Here is a 21,328-nt window from a genome sequence, read left to right on the forward strand (position 1 = left end):
GACTATCCTTTTAATAATACTTGATCACCGCAACCGGACCGTAGGGGAGCAACAGTTCCTTATCCAATTTTTCCACCGACCCGCCGTTCTCCAGCACCTTCTCGATAAGCCCGTCGATCTCGCCGTCCGCATAGAAGTCCGGATGATCGCCGCCCGGCGCCTGCCTCTCGACAATGATCAACCGCGAGTTCCGGCACCCCGCCGCCTTCCGCACCTCATGGACGCCGCAAACCAGCTTCCCGGCCTGGGCCGCCTTCTCCATTTGTTGCAGCAACAAACGCGTCCTCATCGCCTCCCAATCGGCCAGCTGCGGCGCCAGCAGGGCCATCAACTCCGCTTCGCTTACACCGATGCCTTCCTTCTGGACAACTCCGGCAATGTGGTGAGGGTAATGGGTCACCCGGGCAAAATGACCGGCTACCCGCTCGATCGCAACGACAAAGACAGGCAGGGGATACACTTTCAGCACCGCTCCCAATCCCTGGTCCATAAAATGAAGGAACTTATTCAACATGACCTCCCGATCCTCCACATATACGTTCTGCGAACCGTTGGTCTTGATCAGCTTCAGCCGGCTCCCATTGCTCCAATACATTCTTGACTCCTTTGCGCTCAGTAACAGCACCAGGAAATCCCGCGAACCGGCCTTGCAATCGGCAAGATCCCGCACCAGGAAAGGCTCATCCACCAGCACCCGCTCCTCGACCTCGTAATCCAGATAGATCACCTTCGAAACCTCCTCCGAAACGAAAAGGGCAACACCGACTTTATGGGTCGACGAGTTCAGCCCCCGCACCAACTGCTGCAGATTCCGGACGACCGGCATCGCCGTCTCAGCCGGGTGCGCTTTGAACAGCTTTTTCTCGGCCGCGGCCAGCGCCCCCTTCAACCGCGCTTCCAGCTCGGCCCGTGGGGTCATCTTGGGATTATAGGGCAACACCAGCGCAACGCTGGGCTTCCTCACCGCCGCCATCGCCTGCGGCAGGATCCTGGAGGGCATATCGGAAATTTGCATAGTTTACCGTTTAGCTTCAAAGATATCGGTCCGGCCACCCCAATTCCCATGAGGGCTGTCAGTAAAAAGGCTGATCGTGATCATCGCCAAAGGCCGGACCCCCGGTTATCTTCGGTAAAAAATTGGAATATGCAGAAGGCAGGCATCGTTCTATCCGGCGGCGGGGCCCGCGCCATCGCTCATCTGGGCGTCCTTCGCGCCCTCGAAGAACAGGACTTCCACCCCGCCGCCCTCGCAGGGTCCAGCGCCGGCGCCCTCATCGCCGCACTGTACGCCTCCGGCCTGTCGCCGGAAAAAATAAAGGACCTCTTCCAGGACTCAGCCTATTTCGGGGTCTTCCACCTCCTCTTCGGCCGGCCCGGCCTCTTCGATATGCGCGCTATGCGTTCTACTCTTGAAACCTGGCTCCCGGCAAAGAATTTCGAAGATCTGCCCGTTCCCCTCTATGTCGCCGCCACCAACCTCACCACCGGTCGCTCGGAGATAATTTCCTCCGGCCCCCTGCTCGAACCCCTCCTGGCCTCCGCCTGCGTCCCCATCATCTTCGAACCCGTCCTCTACCGCGGCTGCCAATGGGTCGATGGCGGCGTACTGAATAATTTCCCCGTCGAACCTTTGCTCCGCCACGGCCATTTCATTATCGGCTCCCACGTCAACCGGCTCACCGACCACCTTCCCCCTGACCCCGCTCCCCACAAAAGCCAGGTCCTCGAACGCTGCTTCCACCTGGCCATCGCCCACGACGTCTACCAAAAAGCCACCCACTGCGACATCTTCCTCGACCATCCCGGCCTCACCGGCTTCGGAATGTTCGACACAAAAAAAGCCGACCACCTCTTCAGGCTCGGCTATGAATATTGTCTGCAGGCGCTCTCCGTCAGATACTGAAGAACGTGGTGGCGATATGCTGGCTCCGCTCGAACCTCCCCGACTTCTCCTCCAGCCGGATCCGGAAGGTCACCCCCACGATCTTGTTCAGTTCCACCGGCGCAAACGGCCAGTCGGGTGACAAATGCGTGGTTTCACTGCTGATCACCGGCAGGATCCGCTCATGCAGTTTCTGCAACGCCTCCTGTCGCAAGAGGGCATCGGTCAGCTCCTCGAACCGGCCATGCGCCACCACACTCTGCCAGTTGCCCATATCCTGCAGCCGGTCAACCTCGAAACAGACCACCGGTTGTTTCCGCATGATCTCGACCTTTAATCCCTCGTGCGTATGGCAATATACATATTCGCCGTCATAATGATAACTGATCGGCACCACATACACCTGTTTCCCGTCGCTGCAGCCCAGCCGGCCCACGACCTCCTTGCGCAACAGCTTTTCGATCTCGGGGGAGCTTAATTTTCCTAACATGTCGTTGAATTTTCCACCGAATCTAGCGCGGCGGGCCGCCGAAGAAAATGACAAGGGTCATCCGGCCGCATGATCTGTTTCATACACCGGCCGCCGCACGAAAAATAACTTTAAGAAAAAATTGCCATGTCCGTCTTTCATCAGCAGATGCATATCCCGGTAGCCCATCGACGCACCATCACCGCTGATCTGGTAATCCCAGGCGAGGCTACCGCCATCGTCATCTTCGCCAACGCGGGACCCGGTAGCCGCCTCCACCGGCTCCATCTGGCCGTGGCCGCCCGCTTGCAGCATTCCGGTATCGGAACCCTGCTGCCCGATCTCCTCGATGAATCCGAACTCGCCGCATCCGCGGAATTCAATATTTCCCTGCTGACGAAAAGGCTGGTCGACGTGACAAAATTCATCAACGATCGCGATCTCTTCGGACATTACCGCCTCGGGTACTATGGCACGGCCACCGGCGCCGCCTGCGCCCTGCAGGCTGCCGCGGACCTGGATTCGCTTATCGGCGCCGTTGTCTGTCGAAGCGCCCGCCCCGACCTGGTCAGGGACGCTCTCCCCGAGATCCAGTCCCCCGTCCTGTTCATCGTCGGAAGCCTCGACCGCTACGTCCTCCAGCTCAACAGGGATGCCATGGAAAGCCTCTCGGTCGAAAAAAAACTCACCGTGGTACAGGCCGCTTCCCACTTTTTCGACGAATCCACGATCGCCGAAGCCGCCGACCTCGCCCGGTCCTGGTTCCACTGCCATCTCGGATTGCCGGCCCACAACCACCGCGTCCCGGCCTTATCGACCATCCTTCCAGCTCCGCAGATGGATCCCAAAGAATAGATAGAAAAGCCCGACCGACAACAGCGCGCAGGCCGTCCAAAGGGAAAGCCCATCATTGCCCGGAACAGGATTATACAACACCAGGAAAGAGAATACAAGCCCGGCCACGCCCAGCAGCGCCATCCACACCTTCTCCTGCCAGATCACCGGCAGATCGAAACAACGGCCGGCGATCGATATGCTCCGGAACAAAAGCCAGAAGCCGGCGAAAAAGGGCAACGACACCGCCGCCAGCACCGGCGTAAAAAAAAGAACGCCCGCAACCAGCAGGTCGAAGAAACCTCCCGCCAGATGCCAGCCCCACCCATGCACAGCCCTGCGGTTGCCAAGGGCAAAACCGGTCTCGGCAAGTCCGTTGATGACGAACGCAAGTTCAAAATATGGAGAAAGACTGCCATAACTGGCCACCGGATGACCAAATACAACCAGGCTGAACACCAACAACGCCATCCCCACCAAAAGAAAAAGCCACCAATAACGTACCACGCTTCGCACTTCGGATATCATACTCATGACACATCATTTTTAGCCGGTTCACCGGGCAGCACCAACATTGGAACATGGGTCTTGAAGATCATTTGCCGGGTCTCGCTCCGCAGGAACCATCGCTCCGGGCCCATCCGCGGATGCGGCTTCATCACCAACAGGTCGATCGGGCTGGCGTCAATATACTCGCTCAACGCGTCCGTCACCGATTCACCCGCGGGCATTTCGCACAACGGCGAAAAGGCCCCGATCGTCCGGTTCCCGCCGTCGGTCTGGTGCAATATCTCGATCACCTCACCCGCTCCTTTGTTGAACAGCCGGATGATGAACAATTTCGAATGGAACTTTTCGGCCAGCTCCCGCACCGGCGCCGGGATCGAAAAGCCCGTTTCCGTATACACATCGACGGCCATCGCAATGGCCTTCGGCGGCGAAAAACGAACCCCCTCCGGGATGATCAGCAGCGGCACCCCCGCCTTTCTCCCAAGCCCGGTTACCGTGCTCCCAAACGCCCGCCGCAACTCCCTCCCGCTTCCCTTCATCCCCACGACGATCCAGTCGGCCTGACGAGCCCGCACAACACGCAGCATCGCCGGCGTCGCCGATCCTTCACAGGCCATCGCCTCGATCGGCACCGCCCCGTCGCCCTTTATCAATTCCGCCTCGTTGGCCACATCCCGCTGCACCATCACCCGCATGTCCTCGGCATTCAGGATCACCGGCGCCTCCGTAACGGGAATGGGCATCTGCTCAAACGCGCTGGCAAGGATCACTCCCGCATCGAAGGCCTTCGCCAGCCGCACTCCCCAATCCGCCGCATTCCGCGCAGCCGGCGACAGATCGGTGGCGATCAGTATCTTCTTCATATTTTTTAGGTTGATCAGTTCTCATTATTCGTGAATACTCATCACCGGCACCGCACAATGCATCACCAGCCGCTTGGCCTGGCTCCGGTGGAACTCCAGCACATTGTGCTTCTTCGGAAACACCACCAACAGGTCCGCCCCACAGCCCTCCAAAAATTCACTCATCCCCTCGGTGATGTTCTCGGCCCGCACGATCCGCAACGCCGGCTGCAGACCCGTCAGCTCGCTCTTCCAATGATTATAGGCCATCGTGAACTCGCTCGCACTCTCGTCTTCCCTCAGCACATGAACCACCTCCAGCCGGATACCCGGCATATTTCCCATCAGCTGTAACACCGGTGTAGCCACCGGCAATCCGGCCGAAAGATCCTCCTGGTCACAGGCGACCACCACATACCGCATGCTCTGGAATCGTACTCCCTCCGGTACCACCAGCACGGGGTAGGGGAGATGCCGCACGGCTCGCACACTGTTGCTGCCGGTCAGCACATTCTCCAGGCCCCCGCCCGTGGCGCCCATCACAACCAGTAACGGCTCCTTCTCTTTGCAGTATTTCTCGATCTGTCCTTCCACCGTGCCGATTTCCATATCGCTATGGATGGTCAACTTACCCCGGCTCCGCCTGAAAAGTTCATGGGATAGATTGTCCAGCATCTCCCGGCCGCTGCCCTGCAGGTCCTCGAACGCCCTTTCCGGCATCGGTACCTCGGACATGCTCATGGGGATCTGGAAGATATACAGCAACTGGATCTCCGCCCCGATCGACAGGGCCAGGTCCGCTGCATACCTGGCTGCATTAGCCGAATTCTCGCTGAAATTCACTGGGACTACTATAGGTTTCATGATCGTATCGTTTCGGCTAAACTACACGCCGCCCGACCGATAACCGCTGACTCCCATCATCCCGCCCGCTGACTCCCGTCAACCTCCAATATTCATCCATCAACCGCAGATACCCCGCCGCAGCCTCCAGCGACACCCGCTTCTCCTCCTGCGAAACGGCGCTCCTCGCGCGAAGACTGTTGATCTTCGCCCGGATATTCGCCCTGTAAGCTTTATAATAGTTCAATAGCCGCCGCTCATCCCCACCCATCACACCCGGGAACTCCCGGCAATACCCGCTCACAAACCGTTCCGCCAGACCCGCGCATCCCAAACTGTCCAGATCCATACACAGGAACGCTATATCGTTCAACACATCCACTTGCCGCAGCCCGTCGTTGAACTCGATACAGTCGAATACCTGCGGCCGCTCCAGCAAAAAGATATTCCGGCAATGCAGATCCCCATGCCCGTCGCGGTACAGACCGGCCTTTCTCCGCCCGGCCAACAGCGCCCCATTGGCCCGCAGGAACCTGTCCGATAACGACATCGCCCGATCGATCACCTCCGCCGCCCAGGACCCAAGCCCCGCTCCCAACACCTCCTTCTCCTGTCCAAGATCATTGAACAGGTCTCGCATCACCGCCGCGTCCCCCCTCACATCCCCCTCAGCCGCCAACTCCGCCCCCCGGTGAAAACGCCCCAGCAGTTCGGCGAGGGCATCGATCTCCGACTCCCGCAACCGATCCCACCTGGCCAAAAGGTCCATCCGTCGGGAGGGCTCCATCTTGTGCATCCACACCGCATACTCGACGATACCTCCCCTCGATTCCTCCAACGACCATTCACCATCCACCCCCCACACCGGAACTACGCCAAGATAAATGCCCTCCGTCAATCTCCGGTTCAATTCCACTTCCCGCTCACAATAATGACGCCGCTTCTCCAACGTGGAGAAATCCAAAAAAGAATACTGCAAAGGTTTCTTGATCTTGAACACCGATCGCTCTCCCACAAGCACCCACGAGATATGGGTCTCGACCAGCTCCGGAACACCCTCCTCTCCCGGGATGCCTCCCGGCCGGCAAAGACTATGAATGGGAAAGGGGTTCATAAACGATCTTTATATACTCCATCGCCCGGCGAACCATTTCTTCGAGATTATCCCGCTCCGACCACAACACCAGGTGTTCCGCATCTTCCGCCTCCCATTCGGCCCCGATCCGCTCATACACCGCGAAATCGGCATCACTGTCCTTCCTTGGGACGGCCAGCCGCTCGCGGATCAATTCCTCCTTGGCCCGCACTTCAATAAGATACAACGCCGTCTCCGCTCCCACCGCCTCCCGGAAGGCTCGCCGCTCCTTTGCCCGGTGAAAGGTTGCGTCCACTACGACATCATCGTCATGCCGCACCACCGCCTCCCTCGCCAATCCGAGCATCCGTTCATATACCGCGGATTTCTCCTCCGGCGTATAGCTGATATCCCGGATCATTTCCTTCCTCACGCGGTCCGAACCGAGATATAAAGCCTTCAACCGCCCTGCCAGCTCAACGGCCAGCGTCGTCTTCCCACTGCCGGGCAATCCGAATACAAGGATGACCATATAAGTATTTTTAATACAATTTAACCCCTTGGTTAAAACGCCGGGGTGACAAACCTCATCCCTCCGCCTGATGCTTGTCCTTCCCGGCAGACACCGCCGGGCCTACCTTTATATCACTTGCAATAAATATTCCTTATATGAGAACAGATATCGAACTGGCCGCTTTCGTCGCCAAAATTCTCAAGTGGCACGTGGCCGTAGATGAATCGAAGATCAAAGTAAAGGTGGAAGATGGCATCGTGACGCTCGAAGGGACCGTAAACTGGGATTTCCAACGGCAGGATGTTGAAAAAATGGTGCGTTGCCTCCCGGACGTACGGCGTCTCGACAACCTGCTCAATATCAGGACCGGCCCCCGCGCCGCCTAATAAAGCAAATGCTCGAGCTTGGCCATGTCGGCGATCCGTATCTTGCCATCCTTGATGTCAACCAGCTTCTCCGACTTGAAGTCGCTGAGCGTACGGATCAGGGATTCCGTCGCCGTACCGACATACTGTGCAATATCCTCGCGCGAGATATCCAATGCCGCAGCCGCCTTGCCCTCGCCACCGGAATATTTTTGATGAATATCGATCAACGCCTTCGCCACCCGCTTCCGCAAAGACCCATAGGCCAGCTGCAACAGCCGCTCCTCCTTCTCCTGCACATTCTGCGCGATCAGCCGGATGAACTTCGTCGCCACCCGCAGATCCTGGTACAACGCCTGTAAGAACTCGTCCTTCGGGATCTGCGCCAGCTCCGCATCTTCCAACACCACCGCCGTATCCTCGTACGCGTTATTTTCCAGCACCGGCAGATACCCGATATAATCTCCCGCGGCGTATAAATTGGTGATATATTCCTTCCCATCCTCATGGATCCGGAAGGCCTTGACCTTCCCCTTCACCAGGTAGTAAACATACTTCGGCCGCCGGCCTTCCTGGTAGACGTTCTGCTTCTTGCCCAACTCCGCCGTTTCGTAATTATTGGGATCCAGGTTCAGCATCCCGCTCGAGCTGAGATCGCTGATCAACTCCCCCGCGCCTTTCAGGTCTGCCGCATACTTGTGCTGCAACACGTCGTATTTCTTCAGCCGGATCTCGATGGCGTTCAACAGCTCTATATCGTCGAACGGCTTGGTGATATAGTCGTCCGCCCCCATCTCCATCCCCTTTCGGAAATCCATCCGCTCGGTCTTGGCGGTAAGAAAGATAAAAGGAGTATTCAAAGTGGCGTCATTCTTCCGTAACAGGTGCAGCACCCCATACCCGTCCAGCTCCGGCATCATGATGTCGCAGACAATAAGCTCGGGCCGCTCTTTCAGGGCTACCTCGACGCCCCGCCTCCCGTTCTCGGCCGTGAACACTTCATAGCCGGCCAGCGTTAGGATCTCGGCAATATTCTCCCGGATATCATCATGGTCGTCGATAACAAGCAGTCTGCGCATGCTAAGTTTTTTTACAATACTACGGAATTGAGAATAATTGTCCAACTGAGAAAGATCAATACCGGCCCTGACCAGGATCATTTAGCAAAATCGGTTGCCCGATTACCTTGGCGCCCATGTCCACAGCAACCGACAAGCCCAAAACGGCGCTCCGCTGCACGCATTGCGGGGACCCCTGCCCCACGAATACCATCACCCTCGAAGACAAACCCTTCTGCTGCGAAGGCTGCCGCATGGTCTGGCAGCTCCTGGATCACAACGGCCTCTGCCAGTACTATGACCTCAACGCCCACCCCGGCCAAAGCCTCCGCCACCCGGTTCGCAAGGACAAATTCGCCTTCCTGGACGACGAAAAGATAGCCGCCGGCCTCATTCGGTTCCAAAGCGAAAACGAAACCCATGTCGGCTTCTACCTCCCCGCCATCCATTGCAGCAGCTGCCTCTACCTGCTCGAAAACCTCCGCCGCCTCGACCCGGCCATCCAATCCTCCCGGATCGACTTCGGCGCCAAAGAGATTGCCATCGTCTTCGACCCTAAGCGCATTTCCCTTCGCCAGGTAGCCGAACTCCTCACCAGCCTGGGCTACGAACCCTATATCAGCCTTCACGATCTCGGCAACCCCGGCCCGGGTGTCGACCGCCGCCTCATCTACCGCCTCGGGGTCGCCGGCTTCTGCTTCGGCAATATCATGCTCCTCTGCTTCCCCGAATATCTCGGTCTGAACGCCGCCGACGCCACCCTGCAGCAGGCCTTTCGCTACCTGTCCCTCCTTCTGTCCCTGCCGGTGTTCTTCTATTGCGCCCAACCCTTCTATTCCTCCGCCTGGAAAGGCCTCTCGAATAAATATCTCAACATCGACGCGCCCATCGTCCTGGCGATCCTCGTCACCTTCGCCCGCAGCGCCTGGGACGTTCTCTCCGGCTCGGGCTCCGGCTACTTCGACTCGATGAGCGGCATCGTCTTCTTCATGCTCGCCGGCCGCGTCCTCCAGGATCGAACTTACCGTCAACTCTCTTTCGACCGCGACTACACCTCCTACTTTCCCGTCGCCGTCACCGTCCTTCAATCCCAGTCGGAACCTGTCATCCGATCCCTCCCCGATATCCGCTGCGGCGATACCCTGCGCATCCACAACGGCGAACTCATCCCCGCCGACGGCATCCTCACCCGCGGCCGCGCCTTCATCGACTACAGCTTCGTCACCGGCGAATCCATCCCCGTGACAAGATCCGTAGGCGAATTGGTGTACGCCGGCGGCCGGCAGACGGGCGGCGCCATCGAACTGCTCGTGGTCAAAGAAGTGGCTCAATCCTACCTGACCCAACTCTGGAATCGCCAATCCACCCCCGAAGCCCCCGCGCCCTCCTTCGTCAATGCCCTCAGCCGCAACTTCACGCTCATCGTTTTCCTCATCGCCGCCGCCGCCGCCACCTACTGGCAGATCCATAACCCGGCAAACACCTGGAAGGCGGTCACCGCGGTGCTGATCGTGGCCTGCCCCTGCGCGCTGCTGCTCTCCAGCACCTTCACCAACGGCAACCTCCTCCGCATCCTCGGCCGCAACGGGCTCTACCTCCGCAACGCCGGCGTACTCGAGGACATCGCCAGGGCCACACATATCGTTTTTGACAAAACCGGCACCCTTACCGATACCAACACTCCCGTGCTCGCCTACTCCGGCGCCCCGCTCACCAACCGGCAGGAACAAGCCATCGCCCTGCTCACCGCTCAGTCCGCACACCCGCTCAGTAAGGCCCTCGCCGGTAAATTCTGCCCGCCCACCGCCTCCCTGACCCTCCACGACTTCTGGGAATACCCCGGCAAAGGCATCGAAGGATATGTCGACGGTAACCATTACACCATCGGCTCGGCCGCTTTCGTAGAGGCCCAGACCGCCGAACACGACCTCCCCGGCTCCCGCGTCTTCGTCGCCTGCAACCACAAGGTCCTCGGCTCCTTTACCATCTCCAGCCACTACCGCGAAGGCCTCAGGACCATGCTCAGCCGGCTCGATCCGCGGCTACACCTTTCCGTGCTCAGCGGCGACAGCGCACGCGAGGCGGACCGTCTCCGAAACCTGCTCGGTATCGATATTCCCATGTTGTTCACACAGTCTCCCCTCGACAAATGCCGGTATATCTCCTGCCTCCAGAAACAGGGGGGCAACATCATGATGATCGGCGACGGCCTCAACGACGCCGGCGCCCTCAAACAAAGCGACACAGGCATCGCCGTCAGCGCCGATTCCAACAACTTTACCCCGGCCAGCGACGCGATCCTGAAGGCGGAAAGCCTGCAAAAACTTCCCGCCTTTATCCGCCTCTGTCGCGCCGGCCGGCGCATCATCGTGGCCAGCTTCGCACTCTCCATCATATATAATGCCGTCGGCCTCTGGTTCGCCGTCCACGCCGCCCTCTCCCCCTTGCTGGCCGCCATCCTCATGCCCGCAAGCACCCTTTCCATCTTGCTGATCACCTATGGCAGCAGCAACTTTCTGGCGAAGAGGGCAATGCGAATGCCGGTTGAGCAAGATCAGCCTGCGGATTGACGACGCTCATCCCCCAATCATCACCGGTCAAATATTTTTACCCCATGAACGTCATTATCATCCTGCTCATCGCCAGTATCTCGGTCGCCGCGATCTTCCTCGGCGCCTTCCTCTGGGGCGTCAAACACCATCAGTTCGACGACAACTATGCACCACCCCAGCGCATTCTCTTCGACGACACGAATATCATCGATATACATCATCCCGAAAACCTGAATTGACGCATCATGCAAGTAGAAAAGTTCTATTACGACAACAAGACAGTGAAATGGTTTGCCTATGCCGTCGTCTTCTGGGGCGTCATCGGCATGCTCGCCGGCCTCTGGGCCGCGATCTGCCTCTATTACCCGGCCATGAACCTCGGCATCCCGGCTACCACCTTCGGCCGCATGCGCCCCGTTCACACCAACGCGGTCATCTTTGCCTTCGTCGGCAACGGCATCTTTATGGGGGTCTACTATTCCCTCCAACGCCTCTGTAAGACCCGGATGTTCAGCGACACCCTGAGCAAGCTGCATTTCTGGGGCTGGCAGGCGATCATCCTCACCGGGGCCCTTACCCTCTGGATGGGCAAGACAAGCGGCAAAGAATACGCCGAGCTCGAATGGCCCCTCGACATCGCGATTGCCGTGGTCTGGATCATTTTCGGGATCAACCTCTTCGGCACCATCCTCAAACGCCGCGAAAAACATATCTACGTCGCCATCTGGTTCTATATTGCGACCTGGGTCACCGTAGCCATGCTCCATATCGTCAACTCCATCGAATTGCCGGTGACCCTGTGGAAAAGCTACAGCTGGTACGCCGGCGTACAGGACGCGCTGGTCCAATGGTGGTACGGCCATAATGCCGTGGCCTTCTTCCTCACTACGCCCTATCTCGGGTTGATGTACTACTTCCTGCCAAAGGCCGCCAACCGCCCCATCTACTCCTACCGCCTCTCCATCATCCACTTCTGGGCCCTGATCTTTATCTATATCTGGGCAGGCCCTCACCACCTGCTTTACACGGCCCTCCCCGACTGGGCGCAATCCCTCGGTGTGGTCTTCTCCGTTATGCTCATCGCCCCCAGCTGGGGCGGGATGCTCAACGGCCTCTTCACCCTTCGCGGCGCCTGGGATAAGGTCCGCGAAGAACCCGTACTCAAATTCCTCGTCGTGGCGATCACCTGCTACGGCATGGCCACCTTCGAAGGTCCCATGCTCAGCCTCAAAAACGTCAACGCCATCTCGCATTTCACCGACTGGACCATCGCCCACGTCCACATCGGGGCCCTGGGATGGAACGGCTTCCTCACCTTCGGCGTCCTCTACTGGCTCATCCCCCGGATGTGGAATACCCCGCTCTACTCGAAGAAACTCGCCGGCACACACTTCTGGATCGGCACCATCGGCATCGTGCTCTATGCCGTCCCCCTCTACTGGGCGGGCTTCACCCAAAGCATGATGTGGAAGAGCTTCACCGAAGAAGGCCAGCTCAAATTCCAGTTCCTCGAAACCGTGACCCATATCATCCCCATGTATGTCACCCGCAGCATCGGCGGCGCTCTCTATCTCGTCGGCGTGCTGATCATGGTGTACAACCTCCGCAAGACGATCGCAAAAGGTAGCTTCGTCGCCAATGAAGCCGCCGAAGCGGCGCCCCTGCCGGAAACAACGACCACTCACGGCCGCCAGTACTGGCACCGCTGGATCGAACGCCGCCCCATGCAGATGCTGCTGTTCAGCCTCATCGCAGTGGCCATCGGCGGTCTCATCGAACTGATCCCGACCTTCCTGGTCAAGTCCAATATCCCCACCATCAGCAGCGTAAAACCCTATACCCCGCTCGAGCTCCATGGCCGCGATATCTACGTCCGCGAAGGCTGCTATCTCTGCCACTCCCAGATGGTCCGCCCCTTCCGCGACGAAGTGGCCCGCTACGGGGAGTACAGCAAGGCCGGCGAATTCGTCTACGACCACCCCTTCCAGTGGGGATCCAAACGCACCGGCCCGGACCTCGCAAGGGTAGGGGGGAAGTACCCCGACAGCTGGCACTATAATCACCTCCTCGACCCCAGCTCCATGTCCCCCGGATCGATCATGCCCTCCTACGGCTGGCTCTTCGACCACGAGATCGACACGGTCCACACCTATAAAATGATCAAAGCAATGCAAACCCTCGGCGTACCCTATCCGGATGGCTATGCACAACAGGCCAACAACGACCTCGTCACCCAGGAACAATCGATAAAAGCCTCCCTGAAAGGGGACAAGATCGGCACTGGCCCAAATAAAGAGATCATCGCCCTCATCGCCTACCTCCAACGCCTCGGAAAAGATATCAAATCCGCCCCCAAGGATCAGACTGCCGCAAACAACGACGGACACGAAGTAATGGGTAACTAAAAAGAGAAAACACATGAAATTCATCCACTATATCGAAAACATCAGCGGGATCAGCATCTACGGACTCTCATCCCTGCTGCTCTTTGGCGCGATCTTTCTCATCATGCTCATCTGGTCCGTCAAAGCCGACAAAAAAATGATCGAGGAGATCAGTCGCATTCCCCTTAACTAACCAACCCAATAAATTCCCGATATGGCACAGTCTACCGACAACCCCTTCGTAATTTTCATGCTGATCATCATCGTCATCCTGGGGATCGCCATCACCCTGCTCGCCAACGTCGTGCTTGGCGCCGCCCAGTTTCGCGCTTCGAAACCCGAACCCGGCGAGACCCCTGCAACCGGCAACGACCCCGCAGGGCAACCGCAGCCCACCGCCTCGAATCCCCCAACCCTCGCCGGCGTCGCCGGCGCCCTCGCCGTCCCCACAGTCAACGGCCTCTCCGACACCGCCTTCTACCTGCTGGTCAGCGTCGTCGCCCTCGAGGTCTTCATCATCATGGCCCTTCTGTACAACCTCCGCGTCATCATCGGCCGCCAAAAAGCCGCCGCTGACAAAGCCACGGCAACCGAAGCCGCACCCGCCAAACCACGCATCTCCTGGTGGGACCGGTTCAACAACCTCAAACCCATCACCCAGGAAGCCGACCTCGACCTCGGCCACGACTATGACGGCATCCGTGAATTGGACAACCGCCTCCCTCCCTGGTGGCTCTACGGCTTCTACTGCACGATCCTCTTCGCGGGCGTCTACCTCTGGCGCTATCATATCTCGCACACGGCGCCCCTGCCTCTTGAAGAATACCGCATCGCCGTCCTCCACGCCGAGCACGAAAAGGCCGAATACCTGAAAAAGGCGGCCAACAACATCGACGAGAACAGCGTAAAATTACTCACCGCCCCCGCCGACCTCGCCGCCGGCAAGGCCGTATTCGAAACAACCTGCTTCGCCTGCCACGGCAAGAACGGCGAGGGTGGGGTGGGACCTAACCTCACCGACGAGTACTGGCTCCACGGCGGCAGCATCAGCGATGTCTTCAAGACCATCAAATACGGCTGGCCCGACAAAGGCATGAAAAGCTGGAAGGACGACTATTCTCCTTCCCAGATCGCCCAGCTCGCTTCTTATGTAAAGTCTCTCGCCGGCACCCATCCCGCAAACCCGAAACCGCCACAGGGCACGGAGTATAAACAATAAAAAATGGAACCCAGCCAACCGTCCCCCGCCAATCCCATTGTCCCCCCTACCGGGTCCGACCAGTCTTTCCGCGATCACCTCGCCACCGTCGACGCCCGAGGCCGCCGGAAATGGGTCTTTGCCCAAAAGCCGAAGGGAAAATGGTACAGCCTCCGCACCTATATCAGCTGGGGCTTCTTCATCCTTTTCTTCGCCACGCCCTTTATCTACGTCAACGGCCAACCGCTGTTCCAGTTCAATATCCCCCAGGCCCGGTTCATCCTCTTCAGCAAGGTCTTCTGGCCCCAGGATTTCTTCATCTTCGGGCTCACGATGGTCACCTTCATCGTCTTCATCATCCTCTTCACCGCCGCCTTCGGCCGCCTCTTCTGCGGCTGGGTCTGCCCGCAGACCATCTTCATGGAAATGCTCTTCCGTAAGGTGGAATACGCCATCCTCGGCGATGCGCCGGCCCAACGCCTCGCCCGCAGCCGGCCCCGTACCACCGGCTGGCTCCTGCGCAGCGGTCTCAAACACGTGGTCTTCTTTCTCATATCGTTCCTCATCGCCAACACCTTTCTCTCTTATATCATCGGCGTCAAAGAACTCGGCCGCATCATCACCGAACCCCCCGGACAACACATCGGCGGCCTCTCCTCGCTGCTGATCTTCACCGGGGTCTTCTATGCGGTCTACGCCTTCTTCCGCGAACAGGCCTGCACCGTCGTCTGCCCCTATGGCCGCCTGCAAAGCGTCCTGCTCGACCGCAACTCGATGATCGTGGCCTATGACTACAAACGAGGCGAGCCCCGGATGAAATTCCGGAAACAGAAAGCCGCCGACGCCGGCGATTGCATCGACTGCGAACAGTGCATAAAGGTCTGCCCCACCGGTATCGACATCCGCAACGGCACGCAGATGGAGTGCGTGGGCTGCACGGCCTGCATCGACGCCTGCAATGCCATGATGCAAAACACCGGCCGGCCCCTTGACCTCATCCGCTATGCCTCGGAGAACGGGATCGCCAACCACGAGCCCCTGAAGTATACGCTCCGTATGAAGTTCTACACCAGCCTGCTCACCGTCCTCGTCCTGATCCTCGCAGGCCTGCTCTTCAGTCGGAAGGAAGTGGACGCTACCATCATGCGCACCCCCGGGATGCTCTACCAGCAACGGGGCGCCGACAGCGTCTCCAATCTCTATACCATCAAAGTGGCCAACAAAACCATCCACAAGGTGCCCCTCCGGCTCCGGCTGGAAGGCGGCGAACACGGCTCGGTCCAGGTCATCGGCGGCAATGCCATTGCCATCAAACAACAGGAAGAAGGGTCCGGGAATTTCTTCGTTATCCTGCCCAGGGCCGATATCCTCGCCCGTAAGACCCCCATCCGCATCGGCATCTATGACAACGATAAAAAGATCGACGAGATCCGCACCAATTTCCTCGGACCTCAACCCGATCAGAACTAAACTTCAGAAAAATAAAATATATGAACTGGGGAAACAAATTACTGTTGGTCTTTGTCATCTTCGGCAGCGGCATCTCCTATATGGTCTACCGTTGCATGCAGACTCCCGTGGACCTCGTCTCCAAAGACTACTACAAAGACGAACTGGCCTATCAACAGGTCATCGATGGCTCCCGTCATGCCAATGCGCTCTCCACGATGCCCCGGCTCGCCGCAACCGAAGCCGGCCTGCGGCTTCAGCTCCCGGTCGAAATGAAGCAAAAGACCCTTACCGGCCGCATCCGCTTCTATTGCCCCGCCAACGCCGCCCGCGACCGGGAGATCCCCCTCAGCCCTGACGCCGAATGCCGCCAGGATATCCCCAAAGATGTCCTCAGCCCCGGCCAATACACCGTCAGCATCAGCTGGGATGCAGGCGGTATCAACTATTTTTCCCAACAGTCCCTGACCATTCGCTGACCCGCAATGATCGCCAACACTCTCTCCGCTCTCGCCCTCGGCTTGCTCAGCAGCCTCCACTGCGTCGGCATGTGCGGCCCGCTCCTGCTGGCCCTGCCATCCCGCTCCCTTTTATACCACGTAGGCCGGATTCTCACGTACTCCTGCCTGGGCCTCCTTTTTGGCAGCCTGGGCCGCCATATCTATCTCGCCGGCTGGCAACGATCCCTCTCCATCGCGATCGGCTCACTGATCCTCCTCCTCTTCATCGCCCGCCGCCTCGGGTTCGGCATCCCCCGCATCAACCCGCTGCAACGGCTCCTCATCCGCCTCTGGCGATCCCCATCAACGCCCACCTTCTTTATCCTTGGAATGGCCAACGGTCTGCTGCCCTGCGGTATGGTCTATCTCGCACTTGCCGCCGCCCTCACCCGCACCACGACTTCCCAAGCCACGCTCTTCATGACCTGCTTCGGCATCGGCACCCTTCCCCTGCTCATCACCACCCAATACCTCGGCCGCAAGGTCGCCCTCAACCTTCGCCCGCAACTGCGCAGCCTCTTACCCGTAGTTACCGTCACCATAGCCCTGCTCCTCATCCTCCGCGGCCTCAACCTCGGTATCCCCTTCATCAGCCCCCGCCTCGCCGCCGCACCGGGACACGCCATCTCCTGCCACTGACCCCCCGGGATCCTCACCCGCCGGCGATCATGGCAATGAATGACGTGCATCATGGCAAAACCGTGACTTATTGCCTAGCTTCAAAAGGAACAAACCGAAACCATCAATCTAAAACCGAAATAACGATGTCAAAGCAAATTGATTATGACCTGGATGCCCGGAAAAAATTGAGATCCGGGGTAGAGCGGCTGGCAAAGGCGGTGATCATAACCCTCGGCCCAAAAGGACGAAACGTGGTCTTCGAAAAAATGGATGGCTCACCCCAAATGTCCTGTGACGGCGTAACGGTAGCCAAACAGGTGGAACTGGAGGATCCCGTCGAAGAGTTGGGAGCGAAGATGGTACGGGATGCTGCCGTTCGCATTGCCGAATCCGCCGGCGACGGCACCACCACCGCCACCTTGTTGGCGCACACCCTGATAGATGCTGCACTGAAAAAGGTGGAGGCGGGAATGAGCCCCCTGGACATAAAAAACGGCATCGATAAGGGTGTCAAAGAGGTTACGGCAAAGCTGAAAAAGATGGCCATTACGGTCAATACAGACAGCACCCGGATCGAACAGGTGGCGTCGATATCCGCCGGGAATAACCCCGAAATAGGGAAATTGATCGCCGATGCCATGCGCAAGGCAGGGAAAGAAGGAGTCATTACCATAGAAGAAGCAAAAGGCTTCGAAACCTACGTGGAAGTCGTGGAAGGAATGCAGTTTGACCGGGGCTATCTCTCGCCTTATTTTATCACTAACCCGGAAAAGATGAATGTGGTCTTCGAGACCCCATACATACTCATCTGCGATAAGAAGATTTCGGGGATGAAAGAAATGATCCCGTTACTGGATAAAGTTTCACAGGCCAATCAGCCCCTGCTCATCATAGCGGAAGATGTCGACGGAGAGGCATTGGCCGTATTGGTGGTAAATAAGCTCAGAGGCGTGATCAAAGTGGCGGCTGTCAAAGCGCCCGGGTTCGGCGACCGTCGAAAGGAAATGCTCGAAGACATCGCCGTACTCACCGGCGGAACCGTCATAACCGAAGAAAAGGGATTGAAGCTGGAAAACGCCGATATATCGCACCTCGGCAGGTGCAATAAAGTCATCGTTACAAAAGATAAAACAACCGTCGTCGGAGGTTCGGGCGACAAAAAAGGCATCGAAGGGGCTATCGCACAAATCAGGGAACAGTTGAAAACCACCTCTTCCGACTACGATAAGGAAAAATTGCAGGAACGGCTGGCAAAGCTGGCCGGTGGGGTGGCGATCGTATACGTGGGCGCCTCTTCGGAGATCGAACTGAACGTCAAGAAGGATGTCGTGGATGACGCCCTTAATGCCACCCGGGCGGCCATGGAAGAAGGGATCGTACCCGGGGGCGGAGTGGCCTATCTCCGCTGCCTGCCGGAGTTGGATCAGGTTCAGGGCCTCAACGACGATGAGAATGTAGGGCTGAAGATCCTTCGCAAAGCACTCGAAGAACCGCTGAAGCGGATCTTGATCAATGGAGGCCTGGAACCATCGGAGATCGTCCAGAAAGTAAAAGCGGGCGAAAACGATTTTGGCTTCAACGCCAAAACAGAGCAATTTGAGCACCTGCTGGAAACAGGCATTATCGATCCGGTAAAGGTCAGTCGCCTGGCACTGGAATATGCCGCATCCGTAGCCGGGATGTTTATTACGACGGAATGCGTGATCGTGAAGAAGCCCGAGAAAAAGGAGGATACCCTGTCACCTCTTGCCCCGGAAATGTTATGACAGACCCCCGCCGGACCGAAATACCCGCCTACATCGCAATAAAATACGGATTCCGAAGGTCGGGCTTATTGTACCGGAGCTCGGATCCCATATCCTGCTGGTACACCCCCCTGTTGGACGCATTCAGGATCGCATGGCCGGCAGCAGTGTCCCATTCCATCGTTGTCCCCATTCTCGGGTAGATATCCGCCCGGTTCTCCAGCAGCATCATGAACTTCATGGAACTTCCCGCCGGGCGGAGGGTCGCATGTTGAAATCGGCTGACGAAGATCTTTGTGTCCGCGGACAGGTGAGACCTTGAAACGGCAACGGTTATACGCCTTCTTTCCAGCAAGTTCTCCAACCGGTTCCTTTCAGCACGGGGAGGAAAGACGGTCAGCTTTCCTTTCTCTCTTTTATAAACCCCCGTTTCTTTCGAGCCCGTATACATCGCATCGGTACAGGGCAGGTATATCACTCCTCCCGCAGGCATGTCCCTCCGAACCAACGCAATGTTGACGGTAAATTCGCCGTTCCCGCTGATGAACTCCTTCGTTCCGTCCAGCGGATCTATCAACCAGTAATATTCCCAAAACTTTCTTTTCCCGAACTCGATATCCGCCCCTTCCTCGGAAATAATAGGCAAATTTGTCTTACCGAGCCGTTCCAGCAGGATGGCCTGGGAATTCCTGTCCGCCTTTGTTACCGGTGATTTGTCGGGTTTGATCATTGCGCTGAATTCTCCGGATCGATATACCTTCATGATCGCTTGACCCGCCTCCAGCGCCGCCGATTCCGCCAATTCCAGTAAATACCGAGTATCTGTCATTCACTGTTTAATTTATGCATTCTGTTCAATATAGCAAAATGCCTATCGGACAAAGCCGTCAAGGATCAATACATGAAGTGACGTCTGTCATCTAAAAGCGCAGGAATTGGCGGTAATTTGGATCAAACATTTTCAATATGGATTTTCGATACCATAAGGAAGTATCGATCCCGGTGGAAAAAGTTTCCCTAAAAGGGGAATTGATCATTCCGGAAATGGCAACGGCTATTGTTATATTCTCTCATGGCAGCGGCAGCAGTCGTTTGAGCCCCCGGAACACAAAAGTGGCAAAACACTTACAGCAAATGGGCTTCGGCACACTGTTACTCGACCTCCTCACGCCGTTGGAAGATAAACTGTACTCCAACCGGTTTGACATAGAATTGCTCACCCTTCGACTGATCGGGGCTACGAAATGGGTGAGCACCCTGGGCGAGGCTTTAAACTGTTCTATCGGTTATTTCGGCGCCAGCACCGGCGCCGCGTCGGCGCTGAAAGCTGCCGCTGATCTCCCACAGGTAAATGCCGTCGTATCCCGTGGCGGCAGACCCGATTTGGCCATGGACGTACTGGACAAGGTCAAAGCACCCACTTTGTTGATCGTCGGTAGCCTGGATTATGATGTGTTGGAACTGAATGAAAAGGCATATCGGCAACTCAATTGTGAAAAAAAGTTGGAACTGGTGCCGGGCGCTTCTCATTTATTCGAAGAATACGGCGCACTGGACAAGGTCACGGCAATGGCAGGCAGCTGGTTCAGCAAATATTTACAGCCGCAGCATTCCCCAGGCCTGGTAAAATCAACCTAATAATTTTCATCCCATGAGCAAAACAAAGAAACCCAGGGATCCCGCCGAGGTTCCCCAGCCGGATAAGAATCCCGAAGTAACACCCGCTACAACACCGGAGAACCCGGTATCGCCCGACGAGGATCCCGGCATCGTTCCCCAAACTGAGCCGGAAGAACCGACAGGACCCTCTCCAGCCGAAATTCCCCCGCCTCAGCCCGCTTTCTTTGTCTCTCTTCTCCATTTATCGAGGTAATACATCACTTCCTCATCCGTCACTTGCTCAAAATTTTCATAAAAGGCGCCCACTCCATAAAATTCTTCCGGTATCAATACAACGATCAATTCATCTGCCACTTCCGACAATTTTCGGACGGCCTCATCGGAAGCCACCGGCGCCGCAATGACAATCTTGGCAGGGTTATTCTTCCGCAGCATGTTGATAGTGCCCAGCAGGGTATTTCCCGTAGCAATCCCGTCATCGATCACAATTACCGTCTTGCCGGTCAGTGATTCCGGCTCCTTACCCCCCATGAACTTCCGGTACATTTGTTTCAATCGTTCCCGTATTGTTTTGATCTCCTGGTCGATATAAGATTGCGGTACGCCACGATGCGGAATGACGAAGGCGTCGGTCAGGCTTACGGCTCCGATAGCATACTCCCTGTTGGCCGGGTGGCCGATCTTTTTGGTAAGGATCAGGTCCAGCGGAAGGCCCAGCTCTTTCGCCACCGCATATGCAACCGGCACACCCCCCCTGGGAACGGCAAGTATCACTCCCGGCCGGCCCTCGTATTTCTTCAGTTTTTCTGCCAGCAACTGGCCTGCTTCTGTTCTGTCGGTAAACATAAGAAGAGATTTTGTTGAAAA

At 57.4% G+C, this 21,328-nt stretch carries 24 protein-coding genes; 14 read left to right on the top strand and 10 right to left on the bottom strand.

Annotated elements, in window-relative coordinates; genetic code table 11:
• Window positions 1-10: 10 nt before the first annotated feature.
• Complete coding sequence (locus VHE34_RS02865) at window positions 11-1,000, bottom strand: hypothetical protein (protein WP_325584376.1); 990 nt, start codon at window positions 998-1,000, stop codon at window positions 11-13.
• A 144-nt stretch (window positions 1,001-1,144) separates the two neighbouring features.
• Here VHE34_RS02865 and VHE34_RS02870 point away from each other — a divergent pair, with 144 nt between their 5' ends.
• Window positions 1,145-1,903 carry a patatin-like phospholipase family protein gene (locus VHE34_RS02870; RefSeq protein ID WP_325584378.1) on the top strand — a complete coding sequence of 253 codons (759 nt, stop codon included), beginning with the start codon at window positions 1,145-1,147 and terminating at the stop codon, window positions 1,901-1,903.
• Here VHE34_RS02870 and VHE34_RS02875 read toward each other — a convergent pair.
• Window positions 1,893-2,372: a pyridoxamine 5'-phosphate oxidase family protein gene (locus VHE34_RS02875; protein WP_325584380.1), complete on the bottom strand. Its 480-nt coding sequence runs from the start codon at window positions 2,370-2,372 to the stop codon at window positions 1,893-1,895. The two genes, VHE34_RS02870 and VHE34_RS02875, sit on opposite strands and share 11 nt — an antisense overlap.
• Before the next feature lie 126 nt (window positions 2,373-2,498).
• Here VHE34_RS02875 and VHE34_RS02880 point away from each other — a divergent pair, with 126 nt between their 5' ends.
• On the top strand, window positions 2,499-3,206 hold the full coding sequence (locus VHE34_RS02880; protein WP_325584383.1) for a dienelactone hydrolase family protein: 708 nt from the start codon (window positions 2,499-2,501) through the stop codon (window positions 3,204-3,206).
• Here the strand turns inward: VHE34_RS02880 and VHE34_RS02885 are convergent.
• From VHE34_RS02885 to VHE34_RS02905, 5 genes are read right to left on the bottom strand one after another with little or no spacing between them, the layout of a single operon-like run.
• On the bottom strand, window positions 3,162-3,719 hold the full coding sequence (locus VHE34_RS02885) for an HdeD family acid-resistance protein (RefSeq protein WP_325584385.1): 558 nt from the start codon (window positions 3,717-3,719) through the stop codon (window positions 3,162-3,164). The genes VHE34_RS02880 and VHE34_RS02885 overlap by 45 nt on opposite strands.
• Window positions 3,716-4,558, bottom strand: coding sequence for a universal stress protein (locus tag VHE34_RS02890; protein ID WP_325584387.1), 843 nt, complete (start codon window positions 4,556-4,558; stop codon window positions 3,716-3,718). Before VHE34_RS02890 ends, VHE34_RS02885 begins: the two co-directional genes overlap by 4 nt.
• Window positions 4,559-4,582: 24 nt before the next feature.
• Window positions 4,583-5,401: a universal stress protein gene (locus VHE34_RS02895; RefSeq protein WP_325584389.1), complete on the bottom strand. Its 819-nt coding sequence runs from the start codon at window positions 5,399-5,401 to the stop codon at window positions 4,583-4,585.
• A 16-nt stretch (window positions 5,402-5,417) separates the two neighbouring features.
• Window positions 5,418-6,494, bottom strand: a complete 1,077-nt coding sequence (locus VHE34_RS02900; RefSeq protein WP_325584391.1) for a phosphotransferase — start codon at window positions 6,492-6,494, stop codon at window positions 5,418-5,420.
• Entirely contained in the window at window positions 6,472-6,987 is a 516-nt protein-coding gene (locus VHE34_RS02905; RefSeq protein WP_325584393.1) for an AAA family ATPase, read from the bottom strand. The genes VHE34_RS02900 and VHE34_RS02905 overlap by 23 nt, the downstream gene beginning before the upstream one ends.
• A gap of 137 nt (window positions 6,988-7,124) precedes the next feature.
• Here VHE34_RS02905 and VHE34_RS02910 point away from each other — a divergent pair, with 137 nt between their 5' ends.
• A complete protein-coding gene (locus VHE34_RS02910; protein ID WP_325584395.1) occupies window positions 7,125-7,355 on the top strand; it encodes a BON domain-containing protein in 231 nt (76 codons plus the stop codon).
• On the opposite strand, the gene VHE34_RS02915 is transcribed toward VHE34_RS02910, so the two are convergent.
• Window positions 7,352-8,413, bottom strand: coding sequence for a response regulator (locus VHE34_RS02915; RefSeq protein WP_325584397.1), 1,062 nt, complete (start codon window positions 8,411-8,413; stop codon window positions 7,352-7,354). The two genes, VHE34_RS02910 and VHE34_RS02915, sit on opposite strands and share 4 nt — an antisense overlap.
• A 116-nt stretch (window positions 8,414-8,529) precedes the next feature.
• Between VHE34_RS02915 and VHE34_RS02920 the strand changes: the two genes are divergently transcribed.
• From VHE34_RS02920 to groL, 9 genes are all read left to right on the top strand, one after another.
• Window positions 8,530-10,962: a heavy metal translocating P-type ATPase gene (locus VHE34_RS02920; RefSeq protein ID WP_325584399.1), complete on the top strand. Its 2,433-nt coding sequence runs from the start codon at window positions 8,530-8,532 to the stop codon at window positions 10,960-10,962.
• 44 nt (window positions 10,963-11,006) lie between these two features.
• Entirely contained in the window at window positions 11,007-11,183 is a 177-nt protein-coding gene (gene ccoS / locus VHE34_RS02925) for a cbb3-type cytochrome oxidase assembly protein CcoS (RefSeq protein ID WP_325584401.1), read from the top strand.
• A gap of 6 nt (window positions 11,184-11,189) precedes the next feature.
• Window positions 11,190-13,349, top strand: a complete 2,160-nt coding sequence (gene ccoN, locus VHE34_RS02930) for a cytochrome-c oxidase, cbb3-type subunit I (protein ID WP_325584402.1) — start codon at window positions 11,190-11,192, stop codon at window positions 13,347-13,349.
• A 13-nt stretch (window positions 13,350-13,362) separates the two neighbouring features.
• On the top strand, window positions 13,363-13,521 hold the full coding sequence (locus VHE34_RS02935) for a CcoQ/FixQ family Cbb3-type cytochrome c oxidase assembly chaperone (protein WP_325584404.1): 159 nt from the start codon (window positions 13,363-13,365) through the stop codon (window positions 13,519-13,521).
• 21 nt (window positions 13,522-13,542) lie between these two features.
• On the top strand, window positions 13,543-14,547 hold the full coding sequence (locus tag VHE34_RS02940; RefSeq protein WP_325584406.1) for a cbb3-type cytochrome c oxidase N-terminal domain-containing protein: 1,005 nt from the start codon (window positions 13,543-13,545) through the stop codon (window positions 14,545-14,547).
• Window positions 14,548-14,550: 3 nt separating this feature from the next.
• Window positions 14,551-15,996, top strand: a complete 1,446-nt coding sequence (ccoG, locus tag VHE34_RS02945; RefSeq protein ID WP_325584408.1) for a cytochrome c oxidase accessory protein CcoG — start codon at window positions 14,551-14,553, stop codon at window positions 15,994-15,996.
• Window positions 15,997-16,016: 20 nt separating this feature from the next.
• Window positions 16,017-16,454 carry a FixH family protein gene (locus VHE34_RS02950; RefSeq protein WP_325584410.1) on the top strand — a complete coding sequence of 146 codons (438 nt, stop codon included), beginning with the start codon at window positions 16,017-16,019 and terminating at the stop codon, window positions 16,452-16,454.
• Window positions 16,455-16,460: 6 nt separating this feature from the next.
• On the top strand, window positions 16,461-17,114 hold the full coding sequence (locus VHE34_RS02955; RefSeq protein ID WP_325584412.1) for a sulfite exporter TauE/SafE family protein: 654 nt from the start codon (window positions 16,461-16,463) through the stop codon (window positions 17,112-17,114).
• A 125-nt stretch (window positions 17,115-17,239) separates the two neighbouring features.
• Complete coding sequence (gene groL / locus VHE34_RS02960) at window positions 17,240-18,862, top strand: chaperonin GroEL (RefSeq protein WP_325584414.1); 1,623 nt, start codon at window positions 17,240-17,242, stop codon at window positions 18,860-18,862.
• Window positions 18,863-18,890: 28 nt separating this feature from the next.
• On the opposite strand, the gene cysQ is transcribed toward groL, so the two are convergent.
• Window positions 18,891-19,670, bottom strand: coding sequence for a 3'(2'),5'-bisphosphate nucleotidase CysQ (cysQ, locus tag VHE34_RS02965; RefSeq protein ID WP_325584416.1), 780 nt, complete (start codon window positions 19,668-19,670; stop codon window positions 18,891-18,893).
• Between the two features lie 137 nt (window positions 19,671-19,807).
• Between cysQ and VHE34_RS02970 the strand changes: the two genes are divergently transcribed.
• Complete coding sequence (locus tag VHE34_RS02970) at window positions 19,808-20,479, top strand: dienelactone hydrolase family protein (RefSeq protein WP_325584418.1); 672 nt, start codon at window positions 19,808-19,810, stop codon at window positions 20,477-20,479.
• A 13-nt stretch (window positions 20,480-20,492) separates the two neighbouring features.
• Entirely contained in the window at window positions 20,493-20,714 is a 222-nt protein-coding gene (locus tag VHE34_RS02975; RefSeq protein WP_325584420.1) for a hypothetical protein, read from the top strand.
• On the opposite strand, the gene VHE34_RS02980 is transcribed toward VHE34_RS02975, so the two are convergent.
• Window positions 20,672-21,307: a phosphoribosyltransferase gene (locus VHE34_RS02980; protein ID WP_325584422.1), complete on the bottom strand. Its 636-nt coding sequence runs from the start codon at window positions 21,305-21,307 to the stop codon at window positions 20,672-20,674. The two genes, VHE34_RS02975 and VHE34_RS02980, sit on opposite strands and share 43 nt — an antisense overlap.
• Window positions 21,308-21,328 lie beyond the last annotated feature (21 nt).

The organism is Puia sp., from assembly GCF_035546395.1.
Lineage (GTDB): Bacteria > Bacteroidota > Bacteroidia > Chitinophagales > Chitinophagaceae > Puia.

What these genes read in the sequence shown, in the direction of transcription:
- VHE34_RS02865 (WP_325584376.1), bottom strand. Translation starts at nt 1,000, where the DNA reads ATGCCCTCCAGGATCCTGCCGCAGGCGATGGCGGCGGTGAGGAAGCCC.
- VHE34_RS02870 (WP_325584378.1), top strand. Translation starts at nt 1,145, where the DNA reads ATGCAGAAGGCAGGCATCGTTCTATCCGGCGGCGGGGCCCGCGCCATC.
- VHE34_RS02875 (WP_325584380.1), bottom strand. Translation starts at nt 2,372, where the DNA reads ATGTTAGGAAAATTAAGCTCCCCCGAGATCGAAAAGCTGTTGCGCAAG.
- VHE34_RS02880 (WP_325584383.1), top strand. Translation starts at nt 2,499, where the DNA reads ATGTCCGTCTTTCATCAGCAGATGCATATCCCGGTAGCCCATCGACGC.
- VHE34_RS02885 (WP_325584385.1), bottom strand. Translation starts at nt 3,719, where the DNA reads ATGAGTATGATATCCGAAGTGCGAAGCGTGGTACGTTATTGGTGGCTT.
- VHE34_RS02890 (WP_325584387.1), bottom strand. Translation starts at nt 4,558, where the DNA reads ATGAAGAAGATACTGATCGCCACCGATCTGTCGCCGGCTGCGCGGAAT.
- VHE34_RS02895 (WP_325584389.1), bottom strand. Translation starts at nt 5,401, where the DNA reads ATGAAACCTATAGTAGTCCCAGTGAATTTCAGCGAGAATTCGGCTAAT.
- VHE34_RS02900 (WP_325584391.1), bottom strand. Translation starts at nt 6,494, where the DNA reads ATGAACCCCTTTCCCATTCATAGTCTTTGCCGGCCGGGAGGCATCCCG.
- VHE34_RS02905 (WP_325584393.1), bottom strand. Translation starts at nt 6,987, where the DNA reads ATGGTCATCCTTGTATTCGGATTGCCCGGCAGTGGGAAGACGACGCTG.
- VHE34_RS02910 (WP_325584395.1), top strand. Translation starts at nt 7,125, where the DNA reads ATGAGAACAGATATCGAACTGGCCGCTTTCGTCGCCAAAATTCTCAAG.
- VHE34_RS02915 (WP_325584397.1), bottom strand. Translation starts at nt 8,413, where the DNA reads ATGCGCAGACTGCTTGTTATCGACGACCATGATGATATCCGGGAGAAT.
- VHE34_RS02920 (WP_325584399.1), top strand. Translation starts at nt 8,530, where the DNA reads ATGTCCACAGCAACCGACAAGCCCAAAACGGCGCTCCGCTGCACGCAT.
- ccoS (WP_325584401.1), top strand. Translation starts at nt 11,007, where the DNA reads ATGAACGTCATTATCATCCTGCTCATCGCCAGTATCTCGGTCGCCGCG.
- ccoN (WP_325584402.1), top strand. Translation starts at nt 11,190, where the DNA reads ATGCAAGTAGAAAAGTTCTATTACGACAACAAGACAGTGAAATGGTTT.
- VHE34_RS02935 (WP_325584404.1), top strand. Translation starts at nt 13,363, where the DNA reads ATGAAATTCATCCACTATATCGAAAACATCAGCGGGATCAGCATCTAC.
- VHE34_RS02940 (WP_325584406.1), top strand. Translation starts at nt 13,543, where the DNA reads ATGGCACAGTCTACCGACAACCCCTTCGTAATTTTCATGCTGATCATC.
- ccoG (WP_325584408.1), top strand. Translation starts at nt 14,551, where the DNA reads ATGGAACCCAGCCAACCGTCCCCCGCCAATCCCATTGTCCCCCCTACC.
- VHE34_RS02950 (WP_325584410.1), top strand. Translation starts at nt 16,017, where the DNA reads ATGAACTGGGGAAACAAATTACTGTTGGTCTTTGTCATCTTCGGCAGC.
- VHE34_RS02955 (WP_325584412.1), top strand. Translation starts at nt 16,461, where the DNA reads ATGATCGCCAACACTCTCTCCGCTCTCGCCCTCGGCTTGCTCAGCAGC.
- groL (WP_325584414.1), top strand. Translation starts at nt 17,240, where the DNA reads ATGTCAAAGCAAATTGATTATGACCTGGATGCCCGGAAAAAATTGAGA.
- cysQ (WP_325584416.1), bottom strand. Translation starts at nt 19,670, where the DNA reads ATGACAGATACTCGGTATTTACTGGAATTGGCGGAATCGGCGGCGCTG.
- VHE34_RS02970 (WP_325584418.1), top strand. Translation starts at nt 19,808, where the DNA reads ATGGATTTTCGATACCATAAGGAAGTATCGATCCCGGTGGAAAAAGTT.
- VHE34_RS02975 (WP_325584420.1), top strand. Translation starts at nt 20,493, where the DNA reads ATGAGCAAAACAAAGAAACCCAGGGATCCCGCCGAGGTTCCCCAGCCG.
- VHE34_RS02980 (WP_325584422.1), bottom strand. Translation starts at nt 21,307, where the DNA reads ATGTTTACCGACAGAACAGAAGCAGGCCAGTTGCTGGCAGAAAAACTG.